General features: G+C 32.3%; 27 protein-coding genes and 3 pseudogenes. 5 read left to right on the top strand and 25 right to left on the bottom strand.

All coding sequences use genetic code 11. From position 1 onward, the window contains the following. Window positions 1-190: 190 nt before the first annotated feature. The 5 genes from HMPREF1048_RS09635 to HMPREF1048_RS09615 all read right to left on the bottom strand — a co-directional run bounded on the left by HMPREF1048_RS09635 (window position 191) and on the right by HMPREF1048_RS09615 (window position 6,656). A complete protein-coding gene (locus HMPREF1048_RS09635; RefSeq protein ID WP_000688724.1) occupies window positions 191-2,404 on the bottom strand; it encodes a glycoside hydrolase family 31 protein in 2,214 nt (737 codons plus the stop codon). Continuing rightward, the gene (locus tag HMPREF1048_RS09630) at window positions 2,401-3,045 is read right to left on the bottom strand and encodes a DUF624 domain-containing protein (RefSeq protein ID WP_001170587.1); all 645 of its coding nucleotides are present in this window, start codon (window positions 3,043-3,045) and stop codon (window positions 2,401-2,403) included. Before HMPREF1048_RS09630 ends, HMPREF1048_RS09635 begins: the two co-directional genes overlap by 4 nt. 204 nt (window positions 3,046-3,249) lie before the next feature. After that, complete coding sequence (locus HMPREF1048_RS09625) at window positions 3,250-4,815, bottom strand: type 2 periplasmic-binding domain-containing protein (RefSeq protein ID WP_000681131.1); 1,566 nt, start codon at window positions 4,813-4,815, stop codon at window positions 3,250-3,252. 9 nt (window positions 4,816-4,824) lie between these two features. Continuing rightward, entirely contained in the window at window positions 4,825-5,721 is an 897-nt protein-coding gene (locus HMPREF1048_RS09620) for a carbohydrate ABC transporter permease (RefSeq protein ID WP_000870789.1), read from the bottom strand. A gap of 17 nt (window positions 5,722-5,738) precedes the next feature. Next, complete coding sequence (locus HMPREF1048_RS09615) at window positions 5,739-6,656, bottom strand: ABC transporter permease (protein ID WP_000861541.1); 918 nt, start codon at window positions 6,654-6,656, stop codon at window positions 5,739-5,741. A 202-nt stretch (window positions 6,657-6,858) separates the two neighbouring features. On the opposite strand from HMPREF1048_RS09615, the gene HMPREF1048_RS09610 reads away from it, so the two are divergent. The 3 genes and pseudogenes from HMPREF1048_RS09610 to HMPREF1048_RS09600 all read left to right on the top strand — a co-directional run. Then, window positions 6,859-8,529: a sensor histidine kinase gene (locus HMPREF1048_RS09610; protein WP_000773064.1), complete on the top strand. Its 1,671-nt coding sequence runs from the start codon at window positions 6,859-6,861 to the stop codon at window positions 8,527-8,529. Next, the gene (locus tag HMPREF1048_RS09605; RefSeq protein WP_001023733.1) at window positions 8,510-10,048 is read left to right on the top strand and encodes a response regulator transcription factor; all 1,539 of its coding nucleotides are present in this window, start codon (window positions 8,510-8,512) and stop codon (window positions 10,046-10,048) included. Before HMPREF1048_RS09610 ends, HMPREF1048_RS09605 begins: the two co-directional genes overlap by 20 nt. 290 nt (window positions 10,049-10,338) lie before the next feature. Beyond that, window positions 10,339-10,729, top strand: a pseudogene (locus HMPREF1048_RS09600) (tyrosine-type recombinase/integrase); the annotation flags it as partial. Window positions 10,730-11,154: 425 nt separating this feature from the next. Here the strand turns inward: HMPREF1048_RS09600 and HMPREF1048_RS09595 are convergent. From HMPREF1048_RS09595 to HMPREF1048_RS09530, 16 genes are all read right to left on the bottom strand, one after another. Next, a complete protein-coding gene (locus tag HMPREF1048_RS09595) occupies window positions 11,155-12,861 on the bottom strand; it encodes a DUF2326 domain-containing protein (protein WP_000470013.1) in 1,707 nt (568 codons plus the stop codon). Beyond that, window positions 12,851-13,084 carry an ABC-three component system middle component 6 gene (locus HMPREF1048_RS09590; protein WP_000925380.1) on the bottom strand — a complete coding sequence of 78 codons (234 nt, stop codon included), beginning with the start codon at window positions 13,082-13,084 and terminating at the stop codon, window positions 12,851-12,853. The genes HMPREF1048_RS09595 and HMPREF1048_RS09590 overlap by 11 nt, the downstream gene beginning before the upstream one ends. Beyond that, on the bottom strand, window positions 13,071-13,634 hold the full coding sequence (locus HMPREF1048_RS09585; RefSeq protein WP_000013898.1) for a hypothetical protein: 564 nt from the start codon (window positions 13,632-13,634) through the stop codon (window positions 13,071-13,073). The genes HMPREF1048_RS09590 and HMPREF1048_RS09585 overlap by 14 nt, the downstream gene beginning before the upstream one ends. Continuing rightward, window positions 13,635-13,814 (bottom strand): hypothetical protein, encoded by a 180-nt coding sequence (locus tag HMPREF1048_RS09580; RefSeq protein WP_000450603.1) that lies wholly within the window; start codon window positions 13,812-13,814, stop codon window positions 13,635-13,637. A 56-nt stretch (window positions 13,815-13,870) separates the two neighbouring features. Next, on the bottom strand, window positions 13,871-14,632 hold the full coding sequence (gene pezT, locus HMPREF1048_RS09575; protein WP_000762581.1) for a type II toxin-antitoxin system toxin PezT: 762 nt from the start codon (window positions 14,630-14,632) through the stop codon (window positions 13,871-13,873). Further along, complete coding sequence (pezA, locus tag HMPREF1048_RS0102525; RefSeq protein WP_025171938.1) at window positions 14,632-15,108, bottom strand: type II toxin-antitoxin system antitoxin PezA; 477 nt, start codon at window positions 15,106-15,108, stop codon at window positions 14,632-14,634. The genes pezT and pezA overlap by 1 nt, the downstream gene beginning before the upstream one ends. A 395-nt stretch (window positions 15,109-15,503) precedes the next feature. Further along, window positions 15,504-15,680 carry a hypothetical protein gene (locus tag HMPREF1048_RS09570; RefSeq protein WP_000050753.1) on the bottom strand — a complete coding sequence of 59 codons (177 nt, stop codon included), beginning with the start codon at window positions 15,678-15,680 and terminating at the stop codon, window positions 15,504-15,506. 738 nt (window positions 15,681-16,418) lie between these two features. After that, on the bottom strand, window positions 16,419-16,802 hold the full coding sequence (locus tag HMPREF1048_RS12480; RefSeq protein ID WP_000433820.1) for a protein-export chaperone SecB: 384 nt from the start codon (window positions 16,800-16,802) through the stop codon (window positions 16,419-16,421). A 9-nt stretch (window positions 16,803-16,811) separates the two neighbouring features. After that, window positions 16,812-17,105, bottom strand: a complete 294-nt coding sequence (locus HMPREF1048_RS09565) for a hypothetical protein (RefSeq protein WP_000054455.1) — start codon at window positions 17,103-17,105, stop codon at window positions 16,812-16,814. Next, on the bottom strand, window positions 17,093-17,659 hold the full coding sequence (locus tag HMPREF1048_RS09560) for a hypothetical protein (RefSeq protein ID WP_000800050.1): 567 nt from the start codon (window positions 17,657-17,659) through the stop codon (window positions 17,093-17,095). Before HMPREF1048_RS09560 ends, HMPREF1048_RS09565 begins: the two co-directional genes overlap by 13 nt. A gap of 678 nt (window positions 17,660-18,337) precedes the next feature. Beyond that, window positions 18,338-18,520 (bottom strand): hypothetical protein, encoded by a 183-nt coding sequence (locus tag HMPREF1048_RS09555; RefSeq protein ID WP_000391862.1) that lies wholly within the window; start codon window positions 18,518-18,520, stop codon window positions 18,338-18,340. Window positions 18,521-18,573: 53 nt separating this feature from the next. Beyond that, the gene (gene tnpB, locus HMPREF1048_RS09550) at window positions 18,574-18,924 is read right to left on the bottom strand and encodes an IS66 family insertion sequence element accessory protein TnpB (protein ID WP_000152345.1); all 351 of its coding nucleotides are present in this window, start codon (window positions 18,922-18,924) and stop codon (window positions 18,574-18,576) included. A gap of 22 nt (window positions 18,925-18,946) precedes the next feature. Then, entirely contained in the window at window positions 18,947-19,090 is a 144-nt protein-coding gene (locus tag HMPREF1048_RS13375) for a hypothetical protein (protein ID WP_001136126.1), read from the bottom strand. 185 nt (window positions 19,091-19,275) lie between these two features. Next, window positions 19,276-20,259, bottom strand: a complete 984-nt coding sequence (locus tag HMPREF1048_RS09540) for a DUF4435 domain-containing protein (protein ID WP_000508732.1) — start codon at window positions 20,257-20,259, stop codon at window positions 19,276-19,278. A 15-nt stretch (window positions 20,260-20,274) separates the two neighbouring features. Further along, entirely contained in the window at window positions 20,275-21,744 is a 1,470-nt protein-coding gene (locus HMPREF1048_RS09535) for an AAA family ATPase (protein WP_000705474.1), read from the bottom strand. Between the two features lie 195 nt (window positions 21,745-21,939). Continuing rightward, window positions 21,940-22,278, bottom strand: coding sequence for a helix-turn-helix domain-containing protein (locus HMPREF1048_RS09530; RefSeq protein ID WP_000397427.1), 339 nt, complete (start codon window positions 22,276-22,278; stop codon window positions 21,940-21,942). Between the two features lie 840 nt (window positions 22,279-23,118). Here HMPREF1048_RS09530 and HMPREF1048_RS12830 point away from each other — a divergent pair. Together HMPREF1048_RS12830 and HMPREF1048_RS13660 are read left to right on the top strand one after the other, a co-directional pair. Next, window positions 23,119-23,415 (top strand): annotated as a pseudogene (locus HMPREF1048_RS12830) (cytoplasmic protein). A gap of 48 nt (window positions 23,416-23,463) precedes the next feature. Further along, window positions 23,464-23,577, top strand: a pseudogene (locus HMPREF1048_RS13660) (tyrosine-type recombinase/integrase); the annotation flags it as partial. 106 nt (window positions 23,578-23,683) lie between these two features. Here HMPREF1048_RS13660 and rpsI read toward each other — a convergent pair. The 4 genes from rpsI to HMPREF1048_RS09510 form a co-directional block, all read right to left on the bottom strand. Next, entirely contained in the window at window positions 23,684-24,076 is a 393-nt protein-coding gene (gene rpsI / locus HMPREF1048_RS09525) for a 30S ribosomal protein S9 (protein ID WP_000075964.1), read from the bottom strand. 18 nt (window positions 24,077-24,094) lie between these two features. Further along, window positions 24,095-24,541: a 50S ribosomal protein L13 gene (gene rplM / locus HMPREF1048_RS09520; RefSeq protein WP_001044624.1), complete on the bottom strand. Its 447-nt coding sequence runs from the start codon at window positions 24,539-24,541 to the stop codon at window positions 24,095-24,097. Between the two features lie 215 nt (window positions 24,542-24,756). Continuing rightward, window positions 24,757-25,956 (bottom strand): ABC transporter permease, encoded by a 1,200-nt coding sequence (locus tag HMPREF1048_RS09515; protein WP_001245368.1) that lies wholly within the window; start codon window positions 25,954-25,956, stop codon window positions 24,757-24,759. After that, entirely contained in the window at window positions 25,953-26,846 is an 894-nt protein-coding gene (locus HMPREF1048_RS09510) for an ABC transporter ATP-binding protein (RefSeq protein WP_000895279.1), read from the bottom strand. Before HMPREF1048_RS09510 ends, HMPREF1048_RS09515 begins: the two co-directional genes overlap by 4 nt. Window positions 26,847-26,916 lie beyond the last annotated feature (70 nt).

Genomic DNA, 26,916 nt, shown 5'->3' with positions numbered 1-26,916 from the left:
TATTAAAAAATGTTTCAAACCTTGACACATACTTATCTTATCCTTTCCTCTTCAGTAAACAAAAACATCCCTATGCCAAACTTGTAATTACTACAATACAAGCCAATAAGAATAGAGATGTAAAACTGTTACACATTAAAAATAAATAATTAGTAATTAAAGAATAAAAATTGTATACGAAATGTCTCAATTAGTTTTCGCTAGTAAATATCATTTCCAACAAACGCCCTCTCAATTCCTTATCCTGATGATGCAAGATATTCATTAAGTCATGATAATTTTTGGCATTGATGAATTGATTTAACAATCTATCTTTTAATTCATATGGAAGAGAAGCTGTCTTTAGTAGTCTGAAAACTTCATCATTCAGAGATGGTATTTTATTATCTTTCCATTCAAATCTAGCTGTATCATTCTTATTTGGAAATTCAATTATAGACACATTCGTTCCTTTAAAATGAATTCTATGTTTTCTATTGCTTGGAACGATTCTAGAATCTCCTTGTAATGTTAACTCCACCATCCCCATTTCCCAGTCGATTGATAATTTTGTTTTATATCTTTGACCATTTTGATCTTCAATCATTTCAAAAGAATGTTGTTTGCCTGGGAATACATACCAATCTACAACTTCAGGTAAATCAACACCCATATCTATCTCAGAACCAACCAAGGGAATAATTGCACCACTTTTTGCAAACACAGGTATAGTCGAAATGTCTCTATAAACACTTAACTTCACACCACCTGTATATTTTTTCTCTGAAAAGAAGTCATACCATAAACCTTCAGGGAACCATACATCTACTTTTGCAGATTGGAATGCCAAATCCATCTTTTCTACAATGGGAGCCACCATCAGTTCTGTTCCAAAAAAGTATTGATTTGGAACACTATAACTCTCATCATTCTCTGGATAGAAATAATACATTGGGCTGATTAATGGGGCACCTTCCTCGTGTGTATTTACATTCATAGTGTATAGATAGGGAATCATCTGATGTCTCAAACGAAGGTATTTCTTCATAATCTTAGATGTTGTTTCTGAAAAAAACCAAGGTTCTTTACTATTGAAGGGACTTCTGGAACTATGTAATCGAGTTATCGGACTAAAAACGCCAAACTGTAGCCATCTAGTTTGTAGCTCTTCGTCATAATCCCCCAGCATGTGTCCACCGATATCATGACTCCACCAACTATAACCGATATTAGATGCAGTCGCTGTAAAATAAGGTTGAAATCTTAAGGAATTCCAACTAATAATAGTATCCCCTGAAAAACCAACAGGGTAGCGATGACTACCAGGACCTGCATATCTTGATAAAATCAAACCCCCTTCTGCATTTTTACAACTATCCTGATAGTGATAATGGTTTAAAAGCCACAGTGGATCCAACATGCCTTGAGTCCCCTGTTGCCAGTCAATCCACCAAAAATCTACTCCTTGCTTTTCTAGCTCATAATGAACATCTTTAAAGTAAGCTTCCCTAAAAGAAGGATTAAAAAAATCAAAAATAGCAGGTTCTTCTAGTTCTACATTTAACCCCAATCGTTTTGCGACTTGAGGATAAGCTTCTTCATAAGCCCGTATACCATCAGCAGGATGGACATTTAAGGAGAGTTTTAACTTTCTATCATGAAGTTGTTGCAATAACTGTTCTGGATTAGGTATTAAGTTTTTATTCCAACTATATCCTGTCCAGCCACTTCCAAAACGAGCTGGAATGTCAGTTATATGCCAATCCATATCTAAAACACCGATAGATAATGGAATTTTCTCTGTTTTAAATCTGTCTATTAAATTCAAATATTCATCTGACGTATATGGCCAATATCTACTCCACCAATTCCCTAAAGCATATCTTGGCAATAAGGGTGTTGAACCAGTCAAATGGTAAAAGTCTCTGATTGCTCCTCTATAATCATGCCCATAGGCAAAGAAATAGAGGTCAATTTGATTTTCTCTCTCAATATAACCAGACTGTTCATCCCAAATAAATCCTTGAGAATCATCCAATAAGGCTATACCATTTCGACTAATAATTCCATCTTCTAATGGGATGGCTCCATCTGCCTTATCCAGAGTCCGAGCTGTTCCTTTTAACGTTTCAATAGATTCACCAAAATACCAGCGACTACCATATACGGCAAAATTTCCTTTTAATTCTATAAATAAATTTTCGGCGTTAAATTCTCCTTTATTAAAGTGCAGATGAAAATAGTCCGTCATAATATCTAGTACGTTTGATGTCTCGATATAATCTAACGAAACTTGGCCAAAATCTCTATTATAGATAAGTTGTGTCGTTCTATCCTCAAAACTTCCAGTTTGAGAGTATTCTAACCTTACTAGCTTGTCTGTTAATACAGAGATTCGATAAAACTCTCCCTTAAAAATTTTCAATTTGTTTTCCTCCTTTTAGTAAATTTCTTTACCTTATCAAACATTTTATTTGTTATCGTTACATTCATCAATCCGCAAAAAGCAAATCCCCCAAATGTAAATACGTAAATAGCGGTTAAAACTCGTTCTGGACTACTAAAACTCATATACAGTACAGAAATATTAAATAAAACCAACATGATCGCTTGTATTGGATTTAAAATACAAATTAATACGCTATTTACAATACTATTTTTTAGATTATCTTTAAATAGACCAATATAGGGAAAAATAACACTCATCAAAAGTATTATAACAAATAAAAAGGGCAACACTAACAATAAACTATACTCTGAAAATAAACTTGAATAGCCCCAAAGACAATAGTTCACATATAAAAGTAATTCTATTAGGAGGATAAACAACCAAATAAAAGTTGACTGTTTAAAATTTCGTCTAAAGATCCGAAAATAATGATAAGCAATATCGGTATCTTTACCTTTTAAAATACGATACCACATTGTCGTAAGAGAAGTTAATGATGCCCCAATTGTAACTATTGGAATACAACTAACAATAAATAGAGTATTTAAAATAATTAAATCTGTCAAAAAAGTTAAAATTCTAACCACTTTTCCATCTAATGAAAATAATTTTTGCATAATATATTCTCCATAAAATCAATCGTCTTAACTCTATATTTTAGAATGTCAGTTGCACAAAAATATTACCTAAATTATTTAAAAAACATTTCCAAATTTCTTTAAAAATTAGAATAAAGGAAGCGAGATAATTTGATGTTATCAGTCTCGCTTCCTATAATTGGCTAGTCCCTTGTTCATACAACCAAGAGTTCATATAAAATATTACTCTTTTACTTCTTTTTGGTAACGATTATATGCTTCCTGTTGAATCTTCATAAATTCGTCCAATCCCATATTCTTAAGAGTTTCTTTGTATGAGTCCCATTCTTTTTCTATGCCGCCTTCAACTACCCATTTAGATGCTTGTTGTTTGACATAAGATTCAATACTCACATAGATTGATGATAATTTGTTAAGTTCTTCTTGTGAATAAATCACATTAGGGTAAGCTGGCAACGAAAATTGTTTCAAATCTTGGTCCATCTTCAATTTCAATCCATCACCTTGTGTTTGATCGATTTCTACGCGACTATTGATATCATCGCTTACGTATTTAGGACCAAAATCTCGAAGTGAATGAATCCATGCATACTCATCGGCTGATTTACCATCTTTAGGAGGTAATACTTTAAACTTATCACCATTCTTTTCAGTAGCTATTCCAAATGATCCATAGAAATTCTGAATACTTGCTTCATCTGTATATAATTTATCCAACCATTTCAATAATTTAGCAGGATTTTTGCTCTTATTTGTAATCAAAATTTCATTGCGACCATAGTTGTAATGATCTGGGTCAGAAAAGACATATTGTTTTCCATCCATACCTTTTAAAGCAGGTAGAGCAATATATTCACTTGAATGTAAGCCAAACGTTGCATCTGCTGTCCAACCACTAGAAACACCTACTCTAGCTACTCCCTTATCCATACGTTTCGCTACACTCATAGAGGTATCTTCTGTAAAGATTTCCGGATCAATCAAACCTTTTTTATAAGATTCGTGCATTGCTGCAATCCCTTGTTTGTAACTTTCTTCTGTACGAAGGTAGACTGGTTTTCCATCTTTTACAGACATTTCATACGTATTATCTGCACCTAAACGATTATTGAACGGAAGAATATATGAGAATGTTGGATCAAAGTTTCCTGCTCCGAATGGAATTTCATCAGAAGCGTCTCCATTTCCGTTCGCATCTTTATCCTTAAATTCTTGTAGTACTTTTACTAAATCATCATACGTTTCTGGAACCTTTAATCCTAAATTATCTAGCCACTTTTTATTAATAAATAGCTGATTAGCTACTGTAGGACGCATCGGTAATTTTTTAGGCAGGCTGTAGATATGACCATCTGGTGAAGTAATCATAGCTTTAATCTTAGGTTCTTTCTCCATAGCCTTAGTTAAATTAGGCATGTTCTCCTTGATTAAATCTTCCAATGGAATAAACAAAGATTGGTTCTGAGCAATTTCTGAATCTGTAAAAGCATTTGAACCTAAAAATGCATCTGGTAAATCTCCGCTAGCAACCAAAACAGATTTCTTATCTGACCAATCTGCTGCCACAAGTGTATCCCATTTAACATCAATACCTGCTTCCTTGGCCGAATCTGTTAGAAAACCTTTATGATAATCTTCTCCCCAGTCAGACCAACGAACAGTCGTAATTTTATAAGAATCTTCTCCAGATTTATCATCCTTATTCGCATTATTGGAATTTGCGCAGGCTGTTAAGCCAGCAAGTGTAACTGTTCCTAAGAACAAATATGTAAATGATTTATGTTTCATGTTTTTCTCCTATTCTTTCAAGGCGCCAATCATTACGCCTTGATTAAAATATTTTTGAACAAAGGGATACAACAACATAATCGGAGCGGTTGAAATAACAATTGCTGCATATTTCATCATATCAGCCTTGATACGAAGATCTGATGCCACTTCTCCTGTTGCTTGCGATTGTAACATTTGGTTACTAATTAATAAACGTCGTAAAATTAATTGCAATGGTTGTAAATTTTCATTCGTTAAATAAATTAAAGCATTAAACCACGAATTCCAAATACCAACTGCAGTCCAAAGTCCAATAACTGCTATAATAGCTTTTGATAACGGAACAACTATTTTAATAAAATAACGAATTGTACCACATCCATCAATTTGCGCAGCCTCCCACATCCCGTCTGGAATACTATTATTAAAGAAAGTTCTAGCAACAATAATATTGTATGATGAAACCGCAAAAGGTATTACAATTACCCAAAATGTATCAATTAGGCCAACATTCTTTACTGTTAAGTAGGTAGGAATCAAGCCACCTGATACGAACATAGGGATTATGTATAGAATACTCATCCACTTTCTACCAACTAATTCTTTTCTAGATAAAGCATAACCAGCTGGAATATTGACTACTAAAGCAACTAAGGTCCCAACAACAGTATATAAAATTGTATTTAAATAGCTACGTAAAAATAAAGGTTGTTGAATAAGACGTAAATATCCATCTAATTTCCATTCTCTTGGAATAAACCATACCTTCCCGTTTGCAACATCTGAAGGATTACTAAAAGATGCAATCACTACAAACCATAACGGATAAACAATTAACAGGATAAGGAAAATTGCTAAACCATAGGTAACTATATCAAATAATAATTCAGAGTTCGTTTTTCTTGATTTATGAAACCATTTCACCTTAAGCACTCCTTCCTTTAAAAAAGACCCGTTCTGGTATATCTTTTTGAGAACCAGTTAACAGATAACAAAATTATTAGATTAACTACCGTGTTAAATAACCCTATAGCTGTCGAATAACTATACTGAAAGTTCACCATACCAACTTTATAAACATAGGTCGAAATTATCTCACTTCCTGCTAAATTAAGAGGATTCTGTAGTAGTAACACTTTCTCAAAACCTACACTTAATAAACTACCTGCTCTTAATATTAATAGAATCATAGCAGTAGGCAAAAGCAATGGTAATTCTATATGCCGAATTTTTTGTAACCTAGAGGCACCATCCATAGTTGCAGCCTCATAATATGTAGGATCAATTGCAGAAAGCGCTGCTAGATAAATAATACTATCCCAACCAATATGTTGCCATACATCACTCCAAACATAAACACCTGCAAAATTAGTAGGTTTTGATAAAAAATCTGGAATAGTAATTCCAACAGACTTAAATACATTCGCTAACAAACCGCTAGTAGGAGATAAAAATAAGATAATCATCCCACACATAACCATTGTAGAGATAAAATGGGGTAAGTAAGTTGTTACTTGAAATATTTTTCTAAATTTCCCAACTCTTAACTGATTACTAATGATAGCTAGTATAATAGGCAAGGGGAATCCTACTACAATACTATAAAGTGAAATTTTTAATGTATTGAACATAGTTGTCCCGAATTGGAATGATGAGAAAAATTGAGTAAAGTACTTAAATCCTACCCACTGACTAGCAAAAATACCATTGGCTGGTGAGTAGTCTTTAAATGCGATAATTAATCCCAACATGGGAATATAGGAAAATAAAATTAATAGCAATATTGAAGGAAAAAGTAATATGTATAACGGAATACTATGCTTTAATTTTATTTTATGAAGTTGAGATGCTACTTTCATTTTTTTCCTCCTATCTGATTTTCTACGATTATTTTACACCATAAAGAATTCCCTTAATATAACTTTTTGGACTAGGTTTATCAATTTTTCAGTTTTTTAATTTTAAGAACTATTACTTTTCCGACATCTTAATAAAACATATCTGTTTTGTTACATGATATCATATTTTCAAAGTGCTATAATTTTAATAGGAGACTAGTATATGAAATTAAATCACGACTTATCAAAAAAACATTCTATTCATTTTTTCTTTAAACTCCTACTTGTACTACTATTGATAAATATTTTAATCAATATTGCTATGAGTGACATAACCAGAAATTTTATTAAAAACCAAAATATAGTACACCTACGTAGTTCAATTGAAATTTATGCTGACTCTGTTAATGAGAAATTGCATTCTGTAGAACGCTTTATGTACTCAACAATAACGCATAATGAATCTTTAGAGAAATTAAATCATGTACAAACGTTTCTTGACTATCAAGAAGATCTCAAAAAAGTTCAAACTAGCTTTACAGAGTTTGAATATCAAAATGAAACTCACATGACATTCTTATTAGAAACCGATAGTACTGAACATTTTATAAACGTCTCCAATCTTTATATTCCATATGAAGATTATCTACTGTTAAAATCAAATCTAAAATCATTGCGTAGTGATATAAGTGACCGTAAATGGAAAAATGTAACTACTAAAAACAGCGAATACTTAGTTAAATCTGTTCATTACGAAGGAAAAATCATTTATGCCGTCATATCTTCAGAAGATATCCTAAAACCTCTCAATAAACTTAATATTGGTAATAATGGTAAACTTTCCCTAAAAGAGCCTAACAATATACCGTCCTCTAATTACCTAATTCATGCCCAAAATGAAAAAACGCATTTACCTTTCGATATTTATGTTTTAGTCGATTATGCCGAAGTCTTTAGAAATATCACGCTCTTAGAAGTATTTTTATCAGCTGTTCCTATCATTATCACCATTTTATCAATCATCATTATCCTGTATATTCGTCAGTGGATGATTAAACCGATAACAAGACTCACTGAACGACTCTCTCAACTCGGGGACTCCATCCCCCCTTCTGAATTTTTTATATCTGAAGGTATACTAGAAATTGATAAGGCAAATGATAAACTTAATAAAGTAATTTTTGACATGCAAGAATTAAAAATACGAGAATACCATTCACAACTAGAACTTAAGAAGATTGAACTTAATTATCTTAAAAATCAAATTCGACCGCATTTCTACTTAAATATGTTATCAATGATTCATAGTATGCTTCAAACAAAAAACTACAAGGAAATTGAAGAATTAACTATCCTAACTTCAAATTATCTCCGTCATTTATTTATGGCTAATCAAGATTTTTCAGAACTTAAAGATGAAGTTCAGCATATTAAAGATTATTTAGAAATACAACGAATTCGATATGGAAATAGCATCTACTTTTCACTAAACTACAATGATGACCTACAAAATACTCTTATCCCATCATTACTTTTACAAACATTTATTGAAAACACAATCAAACACGGTTTTTCATTTCAGGATTTATTTACAATTTTGCTATCGATAAAAAAAGTAAAAACTGAGAACTCAGATTATATTCAGATTTGTATCGAAGATAATGGTCCAGGTTTCTCTGAAGAAATTTTATCAAAACTAAATCAGAAACAGTCTCTAATAACAGAAGATGGACATCATATTGGGATCACAAACACCATCGAACGTTTAAATCTTCTCTATCCTAACGACTATAGTATTGCATTTGAAAATAATGAAGAAGGTGGAGCTAAAATTCTTTTACTCATTCCATACAAGATTATAGACGGAGGTTATAATGAACATTTTATTAGTTGATGACGATCGCTTTATCATTGAGGCTTTACGGGAGAAAATAAATTGGGATAAACTACACATTGACATTGTTTATGTTGCCTATAGCCTCACTCAAGCTCAAAATATTATTAGAGAGCATCCTATTGATCTCATGATAAGCGATATAGAAATGCCTCAAGGTAGCGGTCTCGAACTCTTATCGTGGATTAGAAATGAAAAATATGATATAAAAACAATTTTTTTAACCAATTATGCCGACTTCAACTATGCTCAAAAAGCAATTGAATTACAAAGTTTCGAATACTATCTAAAACCCATTAACTTTGAAAAATTAGAATTTATTATTCAAAAAGCCATTAGTAAAATTGAGAATCATAACTTAAACGGAAAAAATGATGCACTTTTACAAATAGAAGATAACTTCTGGTATGATTACCTTAGAAAACCTCAAATTTCTCGCATTGATGAGCTAGAAAATATAGCAAGCAAACAAGATTTTATTCTTCAAAAACACCAGTATTTTTTTCTTGCAGTTTTAACAATCAATCTTAATGAAGAAGATTATTCTGCAGAAACTCCATCATGGACTTCTCAACTAAAAAGAGAACTTCAAAGAATTTCACAACCTTCTTATAAGCTGATAAGTCTATTCAAGATGGAAAGCCAGGTTGATCAATATGTTTGTCTCTTTAGAGTAGACTCATCCAAACGTAGTGACAAATTGGCATATGAGATTCATTCTCAAATTTCTAATAACTTTAGTAAATACTCAAACATTATATATAAGAGTTGCCATAAAATATCCGATATTTTATTTCATACCAAAGAACTCTACACTTATAATGAACAATATGTTTCTTATTGGAATACTATTATATGTGTTCCACATAGTTTCCCAACTTCCTTTAAAACAGAAACTCTTTCAATTACTTTTTTAGATACCTTAAGTGAATACGAATTAAGAGAAAAAATTAATTCACTTGCTTATAATTCTCAAATTCCTACTTTTACACTACAACAAATTTTACTAGATTGGACCCAACAAATAGGAATATATCTAGATCAAAATGGAATCTCGGCACATAAATTATTCCAAAACAGCACTCATGATTTCTTATTCCAACGACGCTTTCATTCAATTGAATCTTTTCAGGATTACTTTGATTATTACTGGTCACATGCTAAGAAATTTGCAACAAACATTGAAAACCAGAAAAATAGTATTCAACGCATCGTCGAATACATAGATCATCACTACTATGAAGATATAAATCGTTCTATATTAGCAGATATGGTTTATCTCAGCGCAGATCATTTGGCTAGAATTTTTAAAAAAGAGACTGGAGAAACTCTTGTTAAATATATAACGGATAAGCGCATTAATGCTGCTAAATCTCTCCTATCTCAAACAAATATCTCGATATCACAAGTATCTTGTCAAGTAGGGTATGATAATTATTCCTACTTTACTAAAATTTTTAAACAAAGGACTGGACTTTCTCCTGGAGATTACCGTAAAACATATCAAAATAAAATGTAAGCAATCTAAATCATGGAAATGATAAGTAAAATTCAAGGTCTGTAGTAATTTTTGAAATTCTACAGTTTTTCCAAAGATAGCTCCATAAACTTATTTGGAATTGCTGATAAGGTAACTTCTTAAAAAGTCAGTTTGAGAAAAACAGCCAGTAAATATTTCTAGGATAAAACGTATACTATCAAGCTTTTACTGAACTGCACCCCAAAAGTTAGATTTTTTCTGTCTAACTTTTGGGGTGCAGTTCAAAGAAACCTGATAATATGCGTTTTATTATGGAAATATTTCTTATTTTCTCTATTTCTAATGACTTACTTCAGCTTCTTACCTCTTAAAAAGAGCAACAAAAATGTGAACTAGCAAAGTTTGGAATCATCAGTAATCCAGAACAATTTATTTACATATATCGACACCAAAGGAAACATCAACAAGCCTTTACATGCCGACTATCTAAACAATAAAATGAAAAGCATCAGAAAGTGACATAAAGAGCCAGCACATGCTACACCTCATAAATTACGACATACAGGAGCGACACTTGCTAAAAAGTCTGGAATGAGCTTAGAGACCATTTCTGAAGCATTAACTCATAGCGATACAGGTACAACTCAAATTTATGTCAATACTTCTAATGTAGTTCCTATGGCAGTTGGAGATATTGCTTATCGCAATCTTAAAAAGTAATGGTGTGAATTTTGCTAAAAATCATCAAAAAAACACGAAAAAAGCACCCATAAGATAAACTTTTGAGTGCTTTGAAACGTTGATATAATCGTATTGATTAACGTTTACTAAATTGTGATGCTTTACGAGCTTTCTTAAGACCTAGTTGGAAACATTTCTATTTGAATAAGTTTCAAGTTGGGCTTAAAATCGATGTTTTCCCACGTTTTCAGAAAGAACAATTTCATCTAATTTGAATATATTTCATTTAAATGGTGTGAATTTTACCCTAAAAATACACAAATTGAGCTAGATTTTACCAAAAAGTTCACACCATTTGAATTGTTATTGTTTTGTACATTTTATAATAGATAAAAATTTAGAATAAATCTTAGGTATCCGATTTAGATAATAAACACTTAACAATGAACATTTAATAACTCACTTCATTTCTCAAACAATCTATCTTTCAGAGAAAGTTCCAAAATAATCATTTTGTTTTGTTCCTCCAATGACATCCCAGAGGATACCAACTTTTCTTTTAAAATCGCTGAAATATATTGTATTTGATTACTTTCCACTTCGTCAACTAAAGCCCTAATATCGTCACCTTCAATACTCTCAAGAACATCATGAACAATAAATTTAGGAGTTGCTTTATTAATTTCTCTAGCAAAAAGTTGATAAGCAATATCGTACGCAGCGATAAGTGACTTTCTAGTTCCTGTACTTGTACCTTCAGATAGTTGATCAATTGAAACTGGAAATTGATTTGTTTTGGGATTATAAAGCAAGACAGGTTGTTCTTTATTTATTCGACCTGCAACATTCTTAAAATAACTATTAAAAATATCCATTTTTTTCTGATAGTCTATTTCATTGTTTTTAACAATCATCTCCAGTTCAGAAATTCTTTTTTCTAAAGAATGTTTTTGCTCTTCAATGTTTCCTAAGCTAATAATTGTTGAATCATTTTGTACTTTTTTTATTTTTAACTCATTTAGTTGATTTAACTTATCATAATATAAATCTACTTTATTTTCTTCTACTAAAGAAATAAATTCTGAATTTTTTTCAGTCAATTCCGTCAATATATTTTCTTTACTTTCCTTTTCTCTTATCAATTCTTGAATTCTATCATTAAAATAAGACAATTTGTTTCTACTCAATTGGGAATTAAATTCAACTAAATCCAAAAAAGTTTTAGTAATACTAGGTAGCAATTCTGAAATCTCTTGAAAAAAGTCATTTGCCAGTTCTTGATTAACTATTCTTTGGGATTTCTCCTCAGCCTCCTTGATATATTTTTGTAACTGTAAAATGTCAAAATCAATTTTACTTAATTGTCGACTTATCTCCTCGTATTTTGTTCTAATATCGTTGATATAAACTCTATTTTTCTCAAATGCTTTTTTATCCACTAAATCATTTATTTCTTTTTCTAACCGATCAATTTCTTTATCAATTGCAATATTAATTTGTTTTATTTTTACAACATCATCTATAGTATTTGTTTTTTTATAATTCTCTTCCTTACTTTTTATTTTTTTTAATTCCTGCTTTAATTTACCAAGCTCTAAATCGTTTTTAGGATCTGAAATATCGAACAAATAATTATATATAGCACGATATTCCGAAATATTTGAAAAATTATCTAATACTTTTAAAAATTGAGTATTATCCTTAGTCATTAAAATCCGTACAAATGACTTTATTGTACTTCTAAAACTTGGCTTTTGAGAACTATTTTCAAACAATAATTCATTTAAATATTTGTTAACTTCATCATATGAAGTTTGCTCACCATTAATATATCGCTTACCTCTGTTAAACAACTCTGTCTTTATAGAAACTTCTTTAGAAGGATTGTTGAAATCATCTATTAACACCATATCAGTATAGATTTTTTGATTTTCAATGAACAATCTTAATTGTTCATTAACACTCTGTGTTTCGTAATCTTTAAAAATGGCATCTTTACTTTTTGCCCCTAAACTTAAATCCAGTAGTTTTAAGCATGTTGTTTTTCCAACTTTATTATGCTTGTCAGACTTCTCCGAATCTACTATAAAATTAATTCCATTTTTAAATTCTATTTTTCTCAATACAACATCAGTATTTTTACTGATAATACTCAAACATTTAATGAACACTCTCAATATCTCCTTCATTATTAACTCTTATTTTATCTAATAGAAAAAGAAAATCTAGTGCTAAAATAAAAAAATCATAATTTAGTTCATCTTCAATTTCTTTTTGAAGTTCTATATAAAGACTTTCTATATTGACTATCTTCTTTAAAATCAAGCCATGTACAATAGCTGAGATATAAAAAATAGTCTTTTTGGGCTCCGCATTTTTATCAAGTAATAACATTATTATCCTCCATATAAATATTTGGATTCAATAATATCTGACACTCCATGACTCCATATTGAAGAAGTGCAATAATAAATTTATCCAATTCTAGGTCATCAATTTGACTAGATAAAAAATCAGGATCTCTCGCGATTCTTTCTTTGATATCATCATGCATCTTTTTCAAACATTCATCACCATTACCTACTGTCGGATTTCCTTCTGCATCTATAGGAGTATGATCCATAAAAATATTCTTTATATTTTCAACTACTCTTTGACTATCTGTGAATTCATCTTTTAGTACCTTTTCTAGTGAAATATAGTTACCTAGACCCTCTTTAAATAATCTAATATATCTCCTAGAATTATTAAATTGTAGTTTTGCCTTTAATTCAGCTGGTTGTTCAAGTAAAAACTTTTCATCGTTTTGAGAGTGAAATCCTTCAACATATTTTAAAAGTTGAAAAATAACAGTTGGGATCAATGTACGCTGCTCAATAGTTGTTAAGTATAAATTTTGAGTATTATTATTACTATTATTTCCAATACTCTGAGAATTGGCCATCTATTTTCTCCCATCACCAATATGTTGCACATTATTGCTACTATTATTACCTATATTTTGACTATTATTAGAATTTTTTATAATCGCTTCAATATCTTTCTTATTTTTTAAAGAAATTGCTGTAGCATATATACCAAGCAACGAGCCGACTATTCCTAAAATTGTATCTACAGTTTCCATTATTTACTCCTTATTTTATATACTAAATGTCCATGTGAAAATTAACTTTTCCATTGTCACTCCTCACCTAACTCCCTCAACCTTTCCTGCCCTATCTTCAACATTTCTTCTTCCACCGTGTTCCATTTTCCAAATAGGCATTCGTGTAAAACTTCTGCTGCTGAGATTTCGTCTACTTGCGAATCATAAACACACGATTGATCTCTTTGATAAATTTGAATTTGTCTAAAAAGTTCTTCCTTTTCCAACTCCCGTAAGTTACCAACCAAATGTCCTACAATTCCATCATGGTGTGTTTTAGGAGTCGCTCTAGCTTGACTAGGATCTATAGCGTAGAGCTCCTCATAACGTATCAAAGTACTGAGATAGGACAATTCTGGCTTAGTCGCAATCAGTGCAAGTGAGACTTGATAGCCTCTAGCTGTCAATAATTGTGCTGTTTTACGAGGAACTTCGGTCGTTCTCAAGGTACCCTCGATTAATAAATGATAACCTTGTTTACTCAACTCATCTACAAGATATTCAACCATTTGGCCTGCAAATACTTTGGTATAATCCACACTATATTTACCATACTTTTCCTGTAGACCAAGGTAGTTCGGATGAAAAGAGCGATAACTATCTCCATCAATGATAATAATATTTCCTTGAAATTCCCTTTGTTTAATACGATGAATCGTTGTCTTACCAGCACCACTCTGTCCACCAAGCAAAATAGCCTTAGGCTGAGATGAAGTTGTTTTTCCACGAGTTAAAGAACGAATGAGTCGATTAGATGCTTTAATAAAGTCATCCTGGCTAAATTTATCTAATTTCATTAAGCCACCACTAGATGACTAGCTTGTTCTAGCACACGTTCAATGCCATCCAAATAGCCATTATATCGCTCTACATCCTCAAAAGTTGCAACAAGATAAATCTTCGTGTTAATCAAATCAGAAAGATCATCGCTCATTAGAACCCAAGGATTAGAACTATCATCAAATTTAATTCCTTGTTCATCTTGAAAACGATAAAGTTGCGCTAAGATATTTGCTCCTCTTTCCTTTATCAATTCTATTTTTAATGTTAACTGATAATCTTCTACTGGTGTGAGCATTTTTTCCTCCCCTACGATATCGATATAGGAAACATTAAATTTTTTGCAGATACGATCTACTAATTCTGTCGAAACTGAACTTGTCCCATTCTCATAACGGCTCAGGCTATTTCGAGAGATGCCAATAATCTTTGCGAATTCAGGTTGGGTGAGATCATGTGTTTTACGTAATGTTTTTATATTTTCTCCAATCATGAGAGTCCTCCTTTTATTTATTTCTATTATAGCAAAAAAAATAGAAACGCACCATTTTTGGTGCGTTATAAAAAACTTTATTGCTGTATCAAAAGACTGAATCGGTATAAAAGCATTACCACTCTTTGAAATATTTACTTTTCTAAATTCACCTGCCCAGTGATACATATCTTCAAACAAAAATTGATGAATTTTCAATATATCTTCTACACTATAAACTGGGATAGGATTAATAAATAATTTCAAACTCTTACTAGCAACCATACGATATTCAAGATCGCGTGCTTTTTGCTCATCTCGTTCTTCCTGCTTATTTCTTAGAACTGAAGAATCTGGATAGGTATATAAATTATTCGGATCAATATAGTCATAAGAATCATAACATTTACGCTTCATTAAGCCATCCCCAGAGCAAGAGCTTCATCTCGTAATTTTTCAACATCACTAACCGTAGGTCGCCATCCTTCAATCATATTTGTACTTAAAGCATAGCAAACACTCTTAAAAACGGATCGGTTTTCAAAAGCTACTCCCATGATTGTCATCTTTTCTTTATCTATATCTAAGGACATATGCTACCTCCTTTAGTTACATTATTATACCATGTTTCTCTGTAGCTTTTAAAAATTTTATTTTGTCTGTAATATCTAATTTTCAGAACGTTAATCCTATTTTATAAACCTCAAATCCAAATATAAAACGCATTCTTTTTCCTTTTTAACTAATGATGCTGAGCAAAAACTTAACTTCAGGGGAAAATGAAGTAAGACTAGACAAAATTCAAAAACTGATTTCGTAAAACTCAAAATACTGATTTTAGACTGAAGATAATGCTAGAATGCTAATTAATGTTTTTGTAATAAAGAGCTGACAACTTGTGTTGATTTCTTAAGAGTATAAAAAGAAACAATAAGGTAAACTTTCGAGTGATTTGAAACGTTGATAGTATCGTATTAATTACCGTTTTGAGCCAACTGGCCTTGTCCGGTTGCAGCCACATTTGCAAGCGACTAAAGTCACAACAACTGTGTCAATTGCACCAATTTAGTAAGAAAGTACAAAAAGAACACCCCGAAAGGTGCTCTTTGTAAGTATAGTAATTCTTTCGAATTAACGTTTACTAAATTGTGATGCTTTACGAGCTTTCTTAAGACCTGGTTTAACAAGAATAATTTTCAGTTGGACTAAAAACAGCGCAATATCAAGGTTTTTCAGAACGATATCTTCTTATTAATTTCATAAAATATGAATCAGTATTTTTTAAATAAGGGAATAGTTTAACGCTGTAAATAATACATAACAAAAATTCTTCACTCTTCTTGATTTTCAAGTATTGATAAAACATTTATTGTGGGAATTAAAACAGCATCCTGACTATCTAGAGTTGAAATCATTGATATTGCACTCCGCAAATAAGGAAACAATATTGCAGTTCCATTAATGGCAATATATTTTTCACTATCTTCTTCTACATTGATTGTATAATAACCACTGATTCTAGCTGAAACTTTTTTATTTTTTTCATCGTCAAAAAATTTAGCTTCCAATGTAACTTTACCAAATTTTTTATCTTCAGTTAAGCCTGACTTAACTGAAACTTGCAAATTTTCTGATTGAAAATCTGACTCGTCGACTATTCGTGAATAGGTGATTTCTTCAATCTCATACTTTTCTAAAGAAATTGTTGGTTCCATTTTCTCTCCTTACGCTGCACCATTATAATCGTAGCTACTTAAAGATTTAATAGAAATACTTTTATAATTTTTACCGTATCTTTTTTCTCTAATGAGGGTTCTATCCAGACATTTACTTTTCGATGGTAAATTATTCTTTTTCGCCATCGTTGACATCTGTATACTGATACCAGGAATTACCGTATTCTTTTTCTCTTTTTCTTCACAATACTTTTGAAATTGTGAATCAAGATCTTTCAGAAATTCTTGATCATCAGATTCTAATTTAGCAATAAACTCATTCATTCTTTCTAATAACGACATCTATACACCTCTTCTATACTAACTACCTCTATATCACCTTTTATAATATTTATCCCCGACTCTTTGAGACAATAAATAACTTTTACCTGATTAGTAATTTTTTGATTTGTATCGTCTGAATCAAATAAGCTAGTCTTAGGAGTATTACAATACTTCCCAAAAAATTTTACTATTTTTATATCAAAATACTCACAATAAAAGTCAATCTTATCTCCAATAGGGGCAGTAGATAATTTTAATTTTTTTTTCTTTGGTAATAAATTAAGAGTTTTTTGAAACAGCTCCTCGATGTAATAATTTGTTAAATCTAAAATATCATTATCAACATCAAACTCAACATGACATTTTGTAATTTCTATTGGTGAAGCTGTGCTTTTTTTTTTCTTCTGATCATACCAATATTTTGCATTTCCAGTGTTGTCCCAGAAGTACATCCCAGTTCCACCCCATTCCTTATCGTCGGCATGGCTACTTACTTTTAATTCTTTTGTTTCTTTAAATGAACTAATGGATGATTCAAAATTAGTATGATACAAAGAAATTACATTTTTCACAAATATATCCTCTTAGTTTCGTTTAAATTTACTAATAGTAATTGTATCACAATTATAGTATTTTTTCATCTAATTTCTCTTTTTCTAGATTTTTATATTATTAGATATATAATAAAACTATCATTCTGGGTTCTGTTTATTATTACATTTTTTAATTTTCATTAACCATATCCGATAAAAAATGAAATTCTGAGAGATCCTTTAGATTATCAAACCCCTTACCTTATCTAGTTTTTATAAACTAAACGAAATACCTAAAAACTGGAAATTTTTGTACTTTTCCCTAGATAGTGGATAAACCCTTGATACGACTGAGTTTAAAGCATAATGTACAATATTTAAAAAATGTACTTTATAATTGAAATGTACTTTATTTTAAGGCAAGATAAAGTACATTTTTTTATTTTAGCGGCTTAGATACAGAATGTACAAAATCACCCCCTTTTAAATCCCTTATAAGCCTAAAAACCTTGATTTAACAGGATTTTGAATTTTATCAATAAACACTTTCATTAAGGTGTACATTTGAAAAAATTCCAGTTTTCACTTTGATAACGTACATTTTTAGCTATTTTTGTTCAAAAAATTTTTTTTAGTTATAGTTTAACTTAATTTTTACAACTTTGAATTTGTAAAAATAATCATGACCACCCGTCTAACGGGTGGTTTGAACCAGGGCTACAAGCCCAAATTACCAGAGTCTAGATTGAGTTGTCCAGAGGGGCATACACCTTTCTCAGAGGATTTTCCATAGAGCTTTTGAGTCAGATAAGTCACTTGTTCACGAAGAAGGGCAAGTTCATTGGTGAGACCATTAATTGTAACACTCTGTTGTTGAATGATTTTCAATAATTCTTCCATGGGCTTCCCTACTTGTTTTCTAACTTCATTATACTAAAAAGAAAGTCCTCATTTCAATAGAAATCACGACTTTCTGATGAATTTATTTGGGGAGTTATAGAAAAGCCCTTCATAAGCCAATCTACTTGTTCAGGTGTGAGAGCTTTGACATCCTTTTCTGTACTTGGCCAAGTCAGTTTACCATTCTCAAAGCGTTTATAAAGTAGCCAAAATCCTTGACCATCCCAGTAAAGGGCTTTAAAGCGGTCTTTACGTCCACCACAAAAGAGAAAGACTTGACCTGAGAAAGGATCCAATTCAAAATGGGTTTTAACGAGATAAGCCAGTGAATCAATGCCTTGCCTCATATCCGTTTTCCCACATACGAGATAGACTTGCCCTAGGCTAGATAGATGAATTGTCATAGAGCAACACCTTATCCAAAAGCTATTCTATCATTTCGAGATTGAGAGATTGAAAAAAACTTAGTTCAAGCTTGCCAATACGAATTTTAAGCAGAATATCATTTCTCTTTTTAGAATCAAAACAACGAGATTGTCTAAGCTCTACAGGAACAATAGGTTGTGGCATTTAAATATCCTCCAATAGTTTTACTTTACTAATAGTATACAGGAGGAGCTCCATGAATAATAGATACCTTGTTATGACGCGCTTACGAAATACCTCCTTAACTATAGTTTATCACATAAAAAAGAAACCCAAATACAGAATTGTATTTGAATTTCTTAACTTAATGACATTGGACGGATGTCTACTTATTCACTAGCCGAATGATTAATCATTATTCTGTCAATCCTCTCTTTTAGGAAATTCAATTTATTAATATCAAAATCACAAATTAGATTCCATTCAAGTTGTGGAAATTTAATATCTTTTCCACAAATATTTTTCAGATACTTGTGGAGACTCGTCAGAAGGAATTTCCCACAAATTAGATTGTAGTAGTCATTGCCATTTATATTTTCATAATCATTTTTTATTTTTTCCAGTTCTTCATCAAGATCAAGTCCCGGATTTTCCACACTGAGTCCACCAAGAACTTCTCTTTTTAATTCATCATACTCGTTTGAGTCATTTTTAAATCCAGTTTTTGAATCTAAAAATAAAAATGGCGGTCGATCTACAGTGGAAATTGATAATCTAGAGGTAGCCCCATTGTATTTGGAACCATATAAATTTCTATATTTAATTAAAAAGCAATATAAGAGAAATAAATCCTTAGACTCAGATACAATTCTATTTTTCCAACATTCAAAATTCAGAATTACAGACAACTCCATATCAGTTTTACGAAGCATACCTTTAATAAATTTTTTTGAAGCATTCTCATCTACATAATAACTCTCAATATTATATGTTTCCAAGTAGATAACTGAATCTGAATTGATAATTTTATTACTTACAAACTCTTCTAAATTAGCTTCTGTCTCCTCAGGAAAGTCACCTTTTCCAACAACATCATAGCTAATATACCTATCAAAATCACCATCTACTAAAAATATATTGGGCGTTCCTCGATTATCAAATTCACCCTTTATTATATATTCTTTTAATACATTGGTTTTTCCTCCCAAAGGAAGTATTGTTTCAATTCTGTAATCATTTTTTAGTAATCTTTTAAATATCTCTTCATAAACATATTCTTTGCCAGTATCTTCGACATATATATTTATATCTTGTCTGTAAAAAATACTTCTATTACGAAGCCCCGCATCACTATATGATAATCCACCACCCATTATACTCTCCTGAAGTTACAAATTACTCTCTAATTCATTAAGGAAGTTATCTAAATCATCTAGTCCCTCCATACCATCTATCTTCTCTACCAATTTCTCAACAGGCTTATAATGTTTTTCTAGTTCAAATGCTTTTGATGAGTATTTACCAATAATTTCTGGCGAGTGAGTCGCAAAAACTAATTGCATATTTTTATTTATTTCATGAATTGTTTCAACAATCTTTTTTTGCCAACTTAGATGTAATGATAACTCAGGCTCATCAATGATAAAAATTGTAAACTTAGATCTATCGACCTTAAATATTAAATTAGAAATCAAGGTTACTATATGTTTTTCACCAGATGAAAGATACTTTAATCTAACAGGTTCCTTGGTATAGTTCGTTATAAAGAAAACCTCACCTAATGAATTAACTATAATTTCTTTCTCATCTTTTCCATCTTTTAAAAATATATTTGTATATTTCAAAAAATCATTAATCGGAGTCTTTAATTCTAAAATATTATCTTCAATATTCTCATAAATCTTTATAAGTTTTTTAATTCTAATTAACTCTACATAAGTACCAATTAATTGAGCTGGCAACTGCCTCCTAACCCCATTTTTCTCACTGGCATTTACACTTTTTTGTACTTGATTAATTAAATCATTGAAATATTTATCATACTCTTCTTTTTGATCTAATGTTGTTATTGTTTTTAAATCCTCAAGAAGCTTAATATATCTCTTCTTAGTATCTTCTAATTCTGAAATCAAATCATCTTTTGCAAAATATTTAAAAAATTCATTCAAATCAACATCGTCTCTACTCATTTCTAGAGCTGATTTTAAAATGTCTTGTCGCATCTTTGTATTCAGTTTATTTATACTACTATTAATCTGAGAAACCGATTCGCCTACTAATTGCTCAACAGAATGCATACTCTCACTGTTATTAAAAACATAATTTGGATTATGCATTGCTTTATTTCTAATCATTCTAAAATCCATATTATCAAGGTCTTTAATTTTATAATTTAGTCTGTTGAGTGGTAAAAATAAATAATTAAAACAATCTTTTATTTCTTCTGCTAACTTAAAAGAATCAAAAAATCTCTGTCTTATGTCAAATGAACTCTCAAAAAAATCAATTTCTCTGGCATAATCTCTATCATATTTGATGGTCCCATCTTTTTCTTTAAACTTAACAATTAATTGTTTAACTTGCTGCCATCTACTTTTTTTTAAACGAACCTCCACTCTATTTTTATCCTGTGCTTCTGAGTGAGTCATATCGTTCTCCTTGAAGAAAACTGTTATATTTTTAAACTCATAATCAAATAGTTTATACAATTCCCCTGAAATAACATGGTCTAACATACTCAAAACCGTTGTTTTTCCACTTCCGTTCTCACCAAAAAGAAAAGTTATATCCTCATTTAAATTTACATCATAATCAAAAAAACCGTGCAATGCTTTGATTGTAAATCTTGTTATTTTCATTTTAACATCCTCTCTCTATATATGTAATTGTCAACATAATTTAACTCTGAATAAAACAAAGTCAATATTCTCACACTGTATTTAAAACTAGGTTATTCAGAATCTTTTGATACTTCGCCCTGATAACCAGGTTATTTCACTACTCAACTTCCTACAGTTCAGCTTAATTTTTAGATCCCTAAATGTATTTTATAATTATTCACTATCAAAAGCTTTCTTCCTTTCTTCCATAAACTCAATCAATTCCTTCTTGAAAATTTCTTTTTCTTCGTCAGTAAGCCCTTTTGAATTCATTCGGAATAGCAATTCAATATTATCTAATTCATCTGATTTTTCTTCTGAGTTTCCAACTAAATAATCAACGGACACATTTAAAACTTGTGCAATCTTAACAAGATTTTCTTGTATCGGTTTTTTTGTTCCACGTTCCCATGAAGCATATGCTTGTTGGGAAATATCTAGTTTTTCAGCTATTTGAGCCTGTGTTAGTTGTACTTGTTTCCTTAATGTTTTCAAGCGTTCTACGAATTCCATATGTGACCTCAAAAAAATATTTTAAATTTTTGCAGAAAACCGTTGACATTAACAACTAATGGTTGTATAACAATTGAAAATAATAACCTTATCTTCAAGGCTAAATCACGATCTTTGAAAACTAAATAAAAAGTGCGTCTGACAACCAGAGAACTGATTGCCAAAACTACACTAAACTTCGTACCTTTATTATAAATGTTTTGGAAAGAAAAGTCAAGCCTCTTTATGGTTGAAGTGAAGATATAAAACATTCTTGTGGGCTTCCACGCATTTCGGACTTTCGCACTTTTCCGTATAGTAAAGTGAACTGGCTTCGCCAAAGGGCGTAAGAGAATCCATGGAGTATGATAATGACTACCTTTTGAGATTGGCCGGGAAAGCGATGGTAATTTACGCAAAGCACCTTGCTAAACGTTGCCACCGTGGAAAGAGTATTTTTTCCAACCAAATAACTTTTCTTTACTGCTGTCTATCCTTATTAGATAGACTTACTCTCAAGCTACTAAGCCATCCCTAATTCCTTAGTAGCTTTTTTACTTTACAATAAAGGAGAAATCTATGACAAACTTTTTTCGCATTACAATGTAAACGACTTTATAATAATTACCTTTTCACTTATAGAATGTTCCGTTCATCTGAGAAGCTAATCGCAAAGCTACATACTCAAGCTTTGAATGATTTAGATTCTTTAGCAAAGAAATCACTCATCACAGGATTTTCTCATGCTGAAGTGGAATTCTATACTATAATGTTTAAACGTAAACTCTCTTCTCACCACTACTCAAGAGTGAAGCTACCAGCTTAACTCTTTTTATTTTACAATCAGAAAGGAAAAAACTTATGATACCAGACACTTTAAAAATGAAACCAGAATTTATCGGTTCAGCTTACTACGAAAAACTATGAAACGCTCCTCGTTATGTCTTTGGTAAAGAAGGAAAGTAGCAACGACATATTCTAAATAGTGAAACTCATGGTGCCTTCCACGTTATTACACCTGCTTCTACCACCGTCTTTCCAGAAGATGCTCTTGTTGAGGCAGTCAACCCTATTTTCTTATCAGATACTTCGCTGAATGGAAATTCTATCGCACCTGCTCTCAACGTTTTTGCTGAGAAGCTAATACTCAAGAAATAATAAAATAAAGGAGAAAATAAAATATCTAAAACTGGATTAAACTATGGAATCTATAAAGCACTAACGCATAGTGACACGATTACAACAAAGACTTATATCAACAGTTCTAATGTAGTTCTTATGGCAGTTGGTGCATTAGCTTTAGAATCTCTAAATCAATAAGGTGAAAATAAGGTGAACTTTGAGGTAAACTTTTCAAAAAAACACGAAAAAAGCACCCATGAGGTAAACTCTTGAGTGCTTTGAAACGTTGATATAATCGTATTGATTAACGTTTTGAGAATTGTGATGCTTTACGAGCTTTCTTAAGACCTGGTTTCTTACGTTCAACTTTACGTGAGTCACGTGTAAGAAGTCCTGCGCGTTTCAATGAATCGCGGAAGTCTGGGTCTACTTGAAGAAGAGCACGAGCGATACCGTGACGGATAGCTCCTGATTGACCAGCGTATCCACCACCTACAACGTTAACGAAAACGTCGTATGAACCTGCAGTTGAAGTAACTGCGAATGGTTGGTTGATTACAAGACGAAGGTCAGCGTGTGGGATGTACTCTTCAACATCTTTTTTGTTAACAGTGATTTTACCAGTTCCTGGAACAAGGCGAACGCGTGCAACAGCGTTTTTACGACGTCCAGTACCTGCATATTGTGCTTGTGACATACTTTATTGTTCCTTTCCTTAGATAAGTCCTGAAATATCAAGAACTTCTGGTTGTTGTGCAGCGTGAGTGTGCTCAGCTCCAACAAATACTTTCAACTTCATACCTTGAGCGCGTCCAAGAGTATTGTGTGGAAGCATACCTTTAACTGATTTCTCGATCAAACGTACTGCATTTTTAGAACGAAGTTCACCTGCAGAGATTTGTTTCAATCCACCTGGGTGGTTTGAGTGAGTGTAGTAGATTTTATCAGTTGCTTTTTTACCAGTCAATTTAACTTTTTCAGCATTGATAACAATCACAAAGTCACCTGTATCAGTGTGTGGTGTAAATGTTGGTTTGTTTTTTCCGCGAAGTACGCTAGCAACTACTGCAGAAAGACGTCCAAGTGGTACATCAGTTGCGTCAACTACGTACCATTTACGTTCAACTTGGCCTGGTTTAGCCATAAATGTTGTTTTGTTCATGATTTCTCCTATATATAGTTCGATTTTTGTTTACGGTGATGGGTGTTCCTTCCCATCGAAAAGTATTTGGAAGGTTCCGGGGCCTTTCAAATGGGGTAAACAATACCGCCTACTATAATACCAAATTTCACCCCTAAAAGTCAATAGATATGAAAAATATTTTTCTAAATTCCACTCTTTTTACCTCTAAAAAACCTCGCTTTCGCGAGGCTCTTCTATTTATAAGATAAGGCACGTTTAAAGGTTTTCCAAGGACCTAAATCATCTGTTTGCAGAACGAGACTAGCATACATACGCCCGATAAAGATTGTTGCTGTTACTGCAAAAGCAATCGTAATAGCAAGCGAAATCCATGCTTCTAACCCATTTGCATAACCATTAATAGCTCTAAACGGCATGAAGAAAGTCGAAATAAAGGGAATATATGAACCAATCTTCAAGATGAGATTGTCACCGGCTGCACCTAGAGCTGTCACTCCAAAAAAACCACCTATAATCAAAATCATCAAAGGCGACAAGGCTTTTCCTGAGTCCTCAGGACGAGAAACCATAGAACCTAGGAAGGCTGCTAAAACAACGTACATAAAGAGGCTAACCAAGACAAACAATAAGGTGTTGAGCGAGAAAGCCTCTCCTATATGGTTTAAAATACCAGATTGTGCCAAGATTGGTAGGTCTTTAAAGAGCAGAATGGCAGCAAGTCCACCCACAACATAAATGCCAATATGGGTCAAAATCACAAGAAGCAGAGCCAGCATGCGAGCGTAGAAATAATGACTAGCTCGGATACTAGAGAAGACCACCTCCATAATTTTGGTTCCTTTCTCGCTAGCCACTTCCTGAGCAGTTACACCCGCATAGGTAATCAAAATCATATAAAGGAATAAACCAAGCCCTGCGGCCGCAAAGGTTTGAATCATTTTTTTATTTTCCTTGGATTCATCAATTTTCTCCGTAAAGTTAACTGTTTGTTCCAAGCGTTTTTCCTGTTCTTGTGACAAATTGGCTGCCGAACGATTGAGTTGATCTTGAAGCTCATTTAACTTGCTCGTTACTCCTAGCTTAATAGCAATCTCAAGGGAAGTTTCACCGTGATAAACTGCCTTTAGAATACTATCTTCTTGATCAATAGTCAGATAGCCTTTTAATTTTTCATCTTTAATCGCTTCTTTGGCACTTGCTTCGTCTTTATAGTCAAAGTTAACACCATTTACATTCTTCAGTCCTTCTGCTACAGACGGCACTGTTGTCACTACTGCCACTTTATCATTTTTAGCCATTGAAGAGCCTTGGAGATAGCCAATTCCTCCAGAGATTCCTAAAAAGAGAAACGGCGAAATCACCATAAAGAAGAAACTCCACGATTTGACATGTCGAAGATAGGTTTCCTTGATTACAACCCACATATTTCTCATACTTCCACCCCTGATTCTAGTTTAAAGATTTCATCGATTGTTGGCGCTTGCTGGTCAAAAGTTGCGATATATTGCCCCTGAGTCAAGATTGGGAAAAGTTCCCTTCCAGCGCTCTCATCCTCCAAGATCAATTTCCAACTGCCTTGCTTGGTCAAGCTCACCTGTTTGACATGAGGAAGTTTTTCCAATTCTTCCTTGCTTCGTTCACTTGAAACAAAGAGACGCGTTTTCCCGTATTGATTACGGACATCCTGAACTGGTCCATGCAAGACCACACGGCCATCTCGGATCATCAGAATATCGTCACAAAGCTCCTCGACGTTGGTCATGACATGGTCAGAAAAGATAATGGTTGCCCCACGTTCTTTTTCTTGAAAAATGACTTGCTTGAGCAATTCTGTATTGACTGGGTCCAATCCACTAAAAGGCTCATCCAAAATAATCAAGTCTGGCTCATGAATCAGAGTAATGATGAGCTGAATCTTCTGCTGATTTCCTTTTGACAGACTCTTGATTTTATCAGTCAGCTTCCCTTTCACTTCCAACCTCTTCATCCATTGAGGGAGTTTTTCTTTGATCTCCTTGGCATCCATACCTTTTAGAGTCGCCAAGTAACGAACTTGTTCAAGGACTGTCAATTTAGGCATGAGACTGCGTTCTTCAGGCAGATAGCCAATCCGAGCGTAGGTCTCTTGACGAATATCCTGACCATCTAGACTGATTTCTCCTTGGTATTCTAAAAACTTCAAAATACTGTGGAAAATCGTTGTTTTCCCAGCACCGTTTTTTCCGACTAGTCCCAAAATACGACCTGGTCGCGCTTGAAAGTCAATACCAAACAAAACTTGCTTGGGTCCAAAACTTTTCTCTAGACTTCTTACTTCTAGCATCTTTCACCTCCGAAATGTCTTGCACTCATTATACTCCTTTTTGATAGCCTTTACAATGCTTTCCGTCCAT

The organism is Streptococcus mitis SK575 (genome assembly GCF_000257865.1).
GTDB classification, from domain to species: Bacteria; Bacillota; Bacilli; order Lactobacillales; family Streptococcaceae; genus Streptococcus; species Streptococcus mitis_CQ.
The sequence above is the reverse complement of the archived record's forward strand: the minus strand, read 5'-3'. Positions and strand labels throughout refer to the sequence as shown.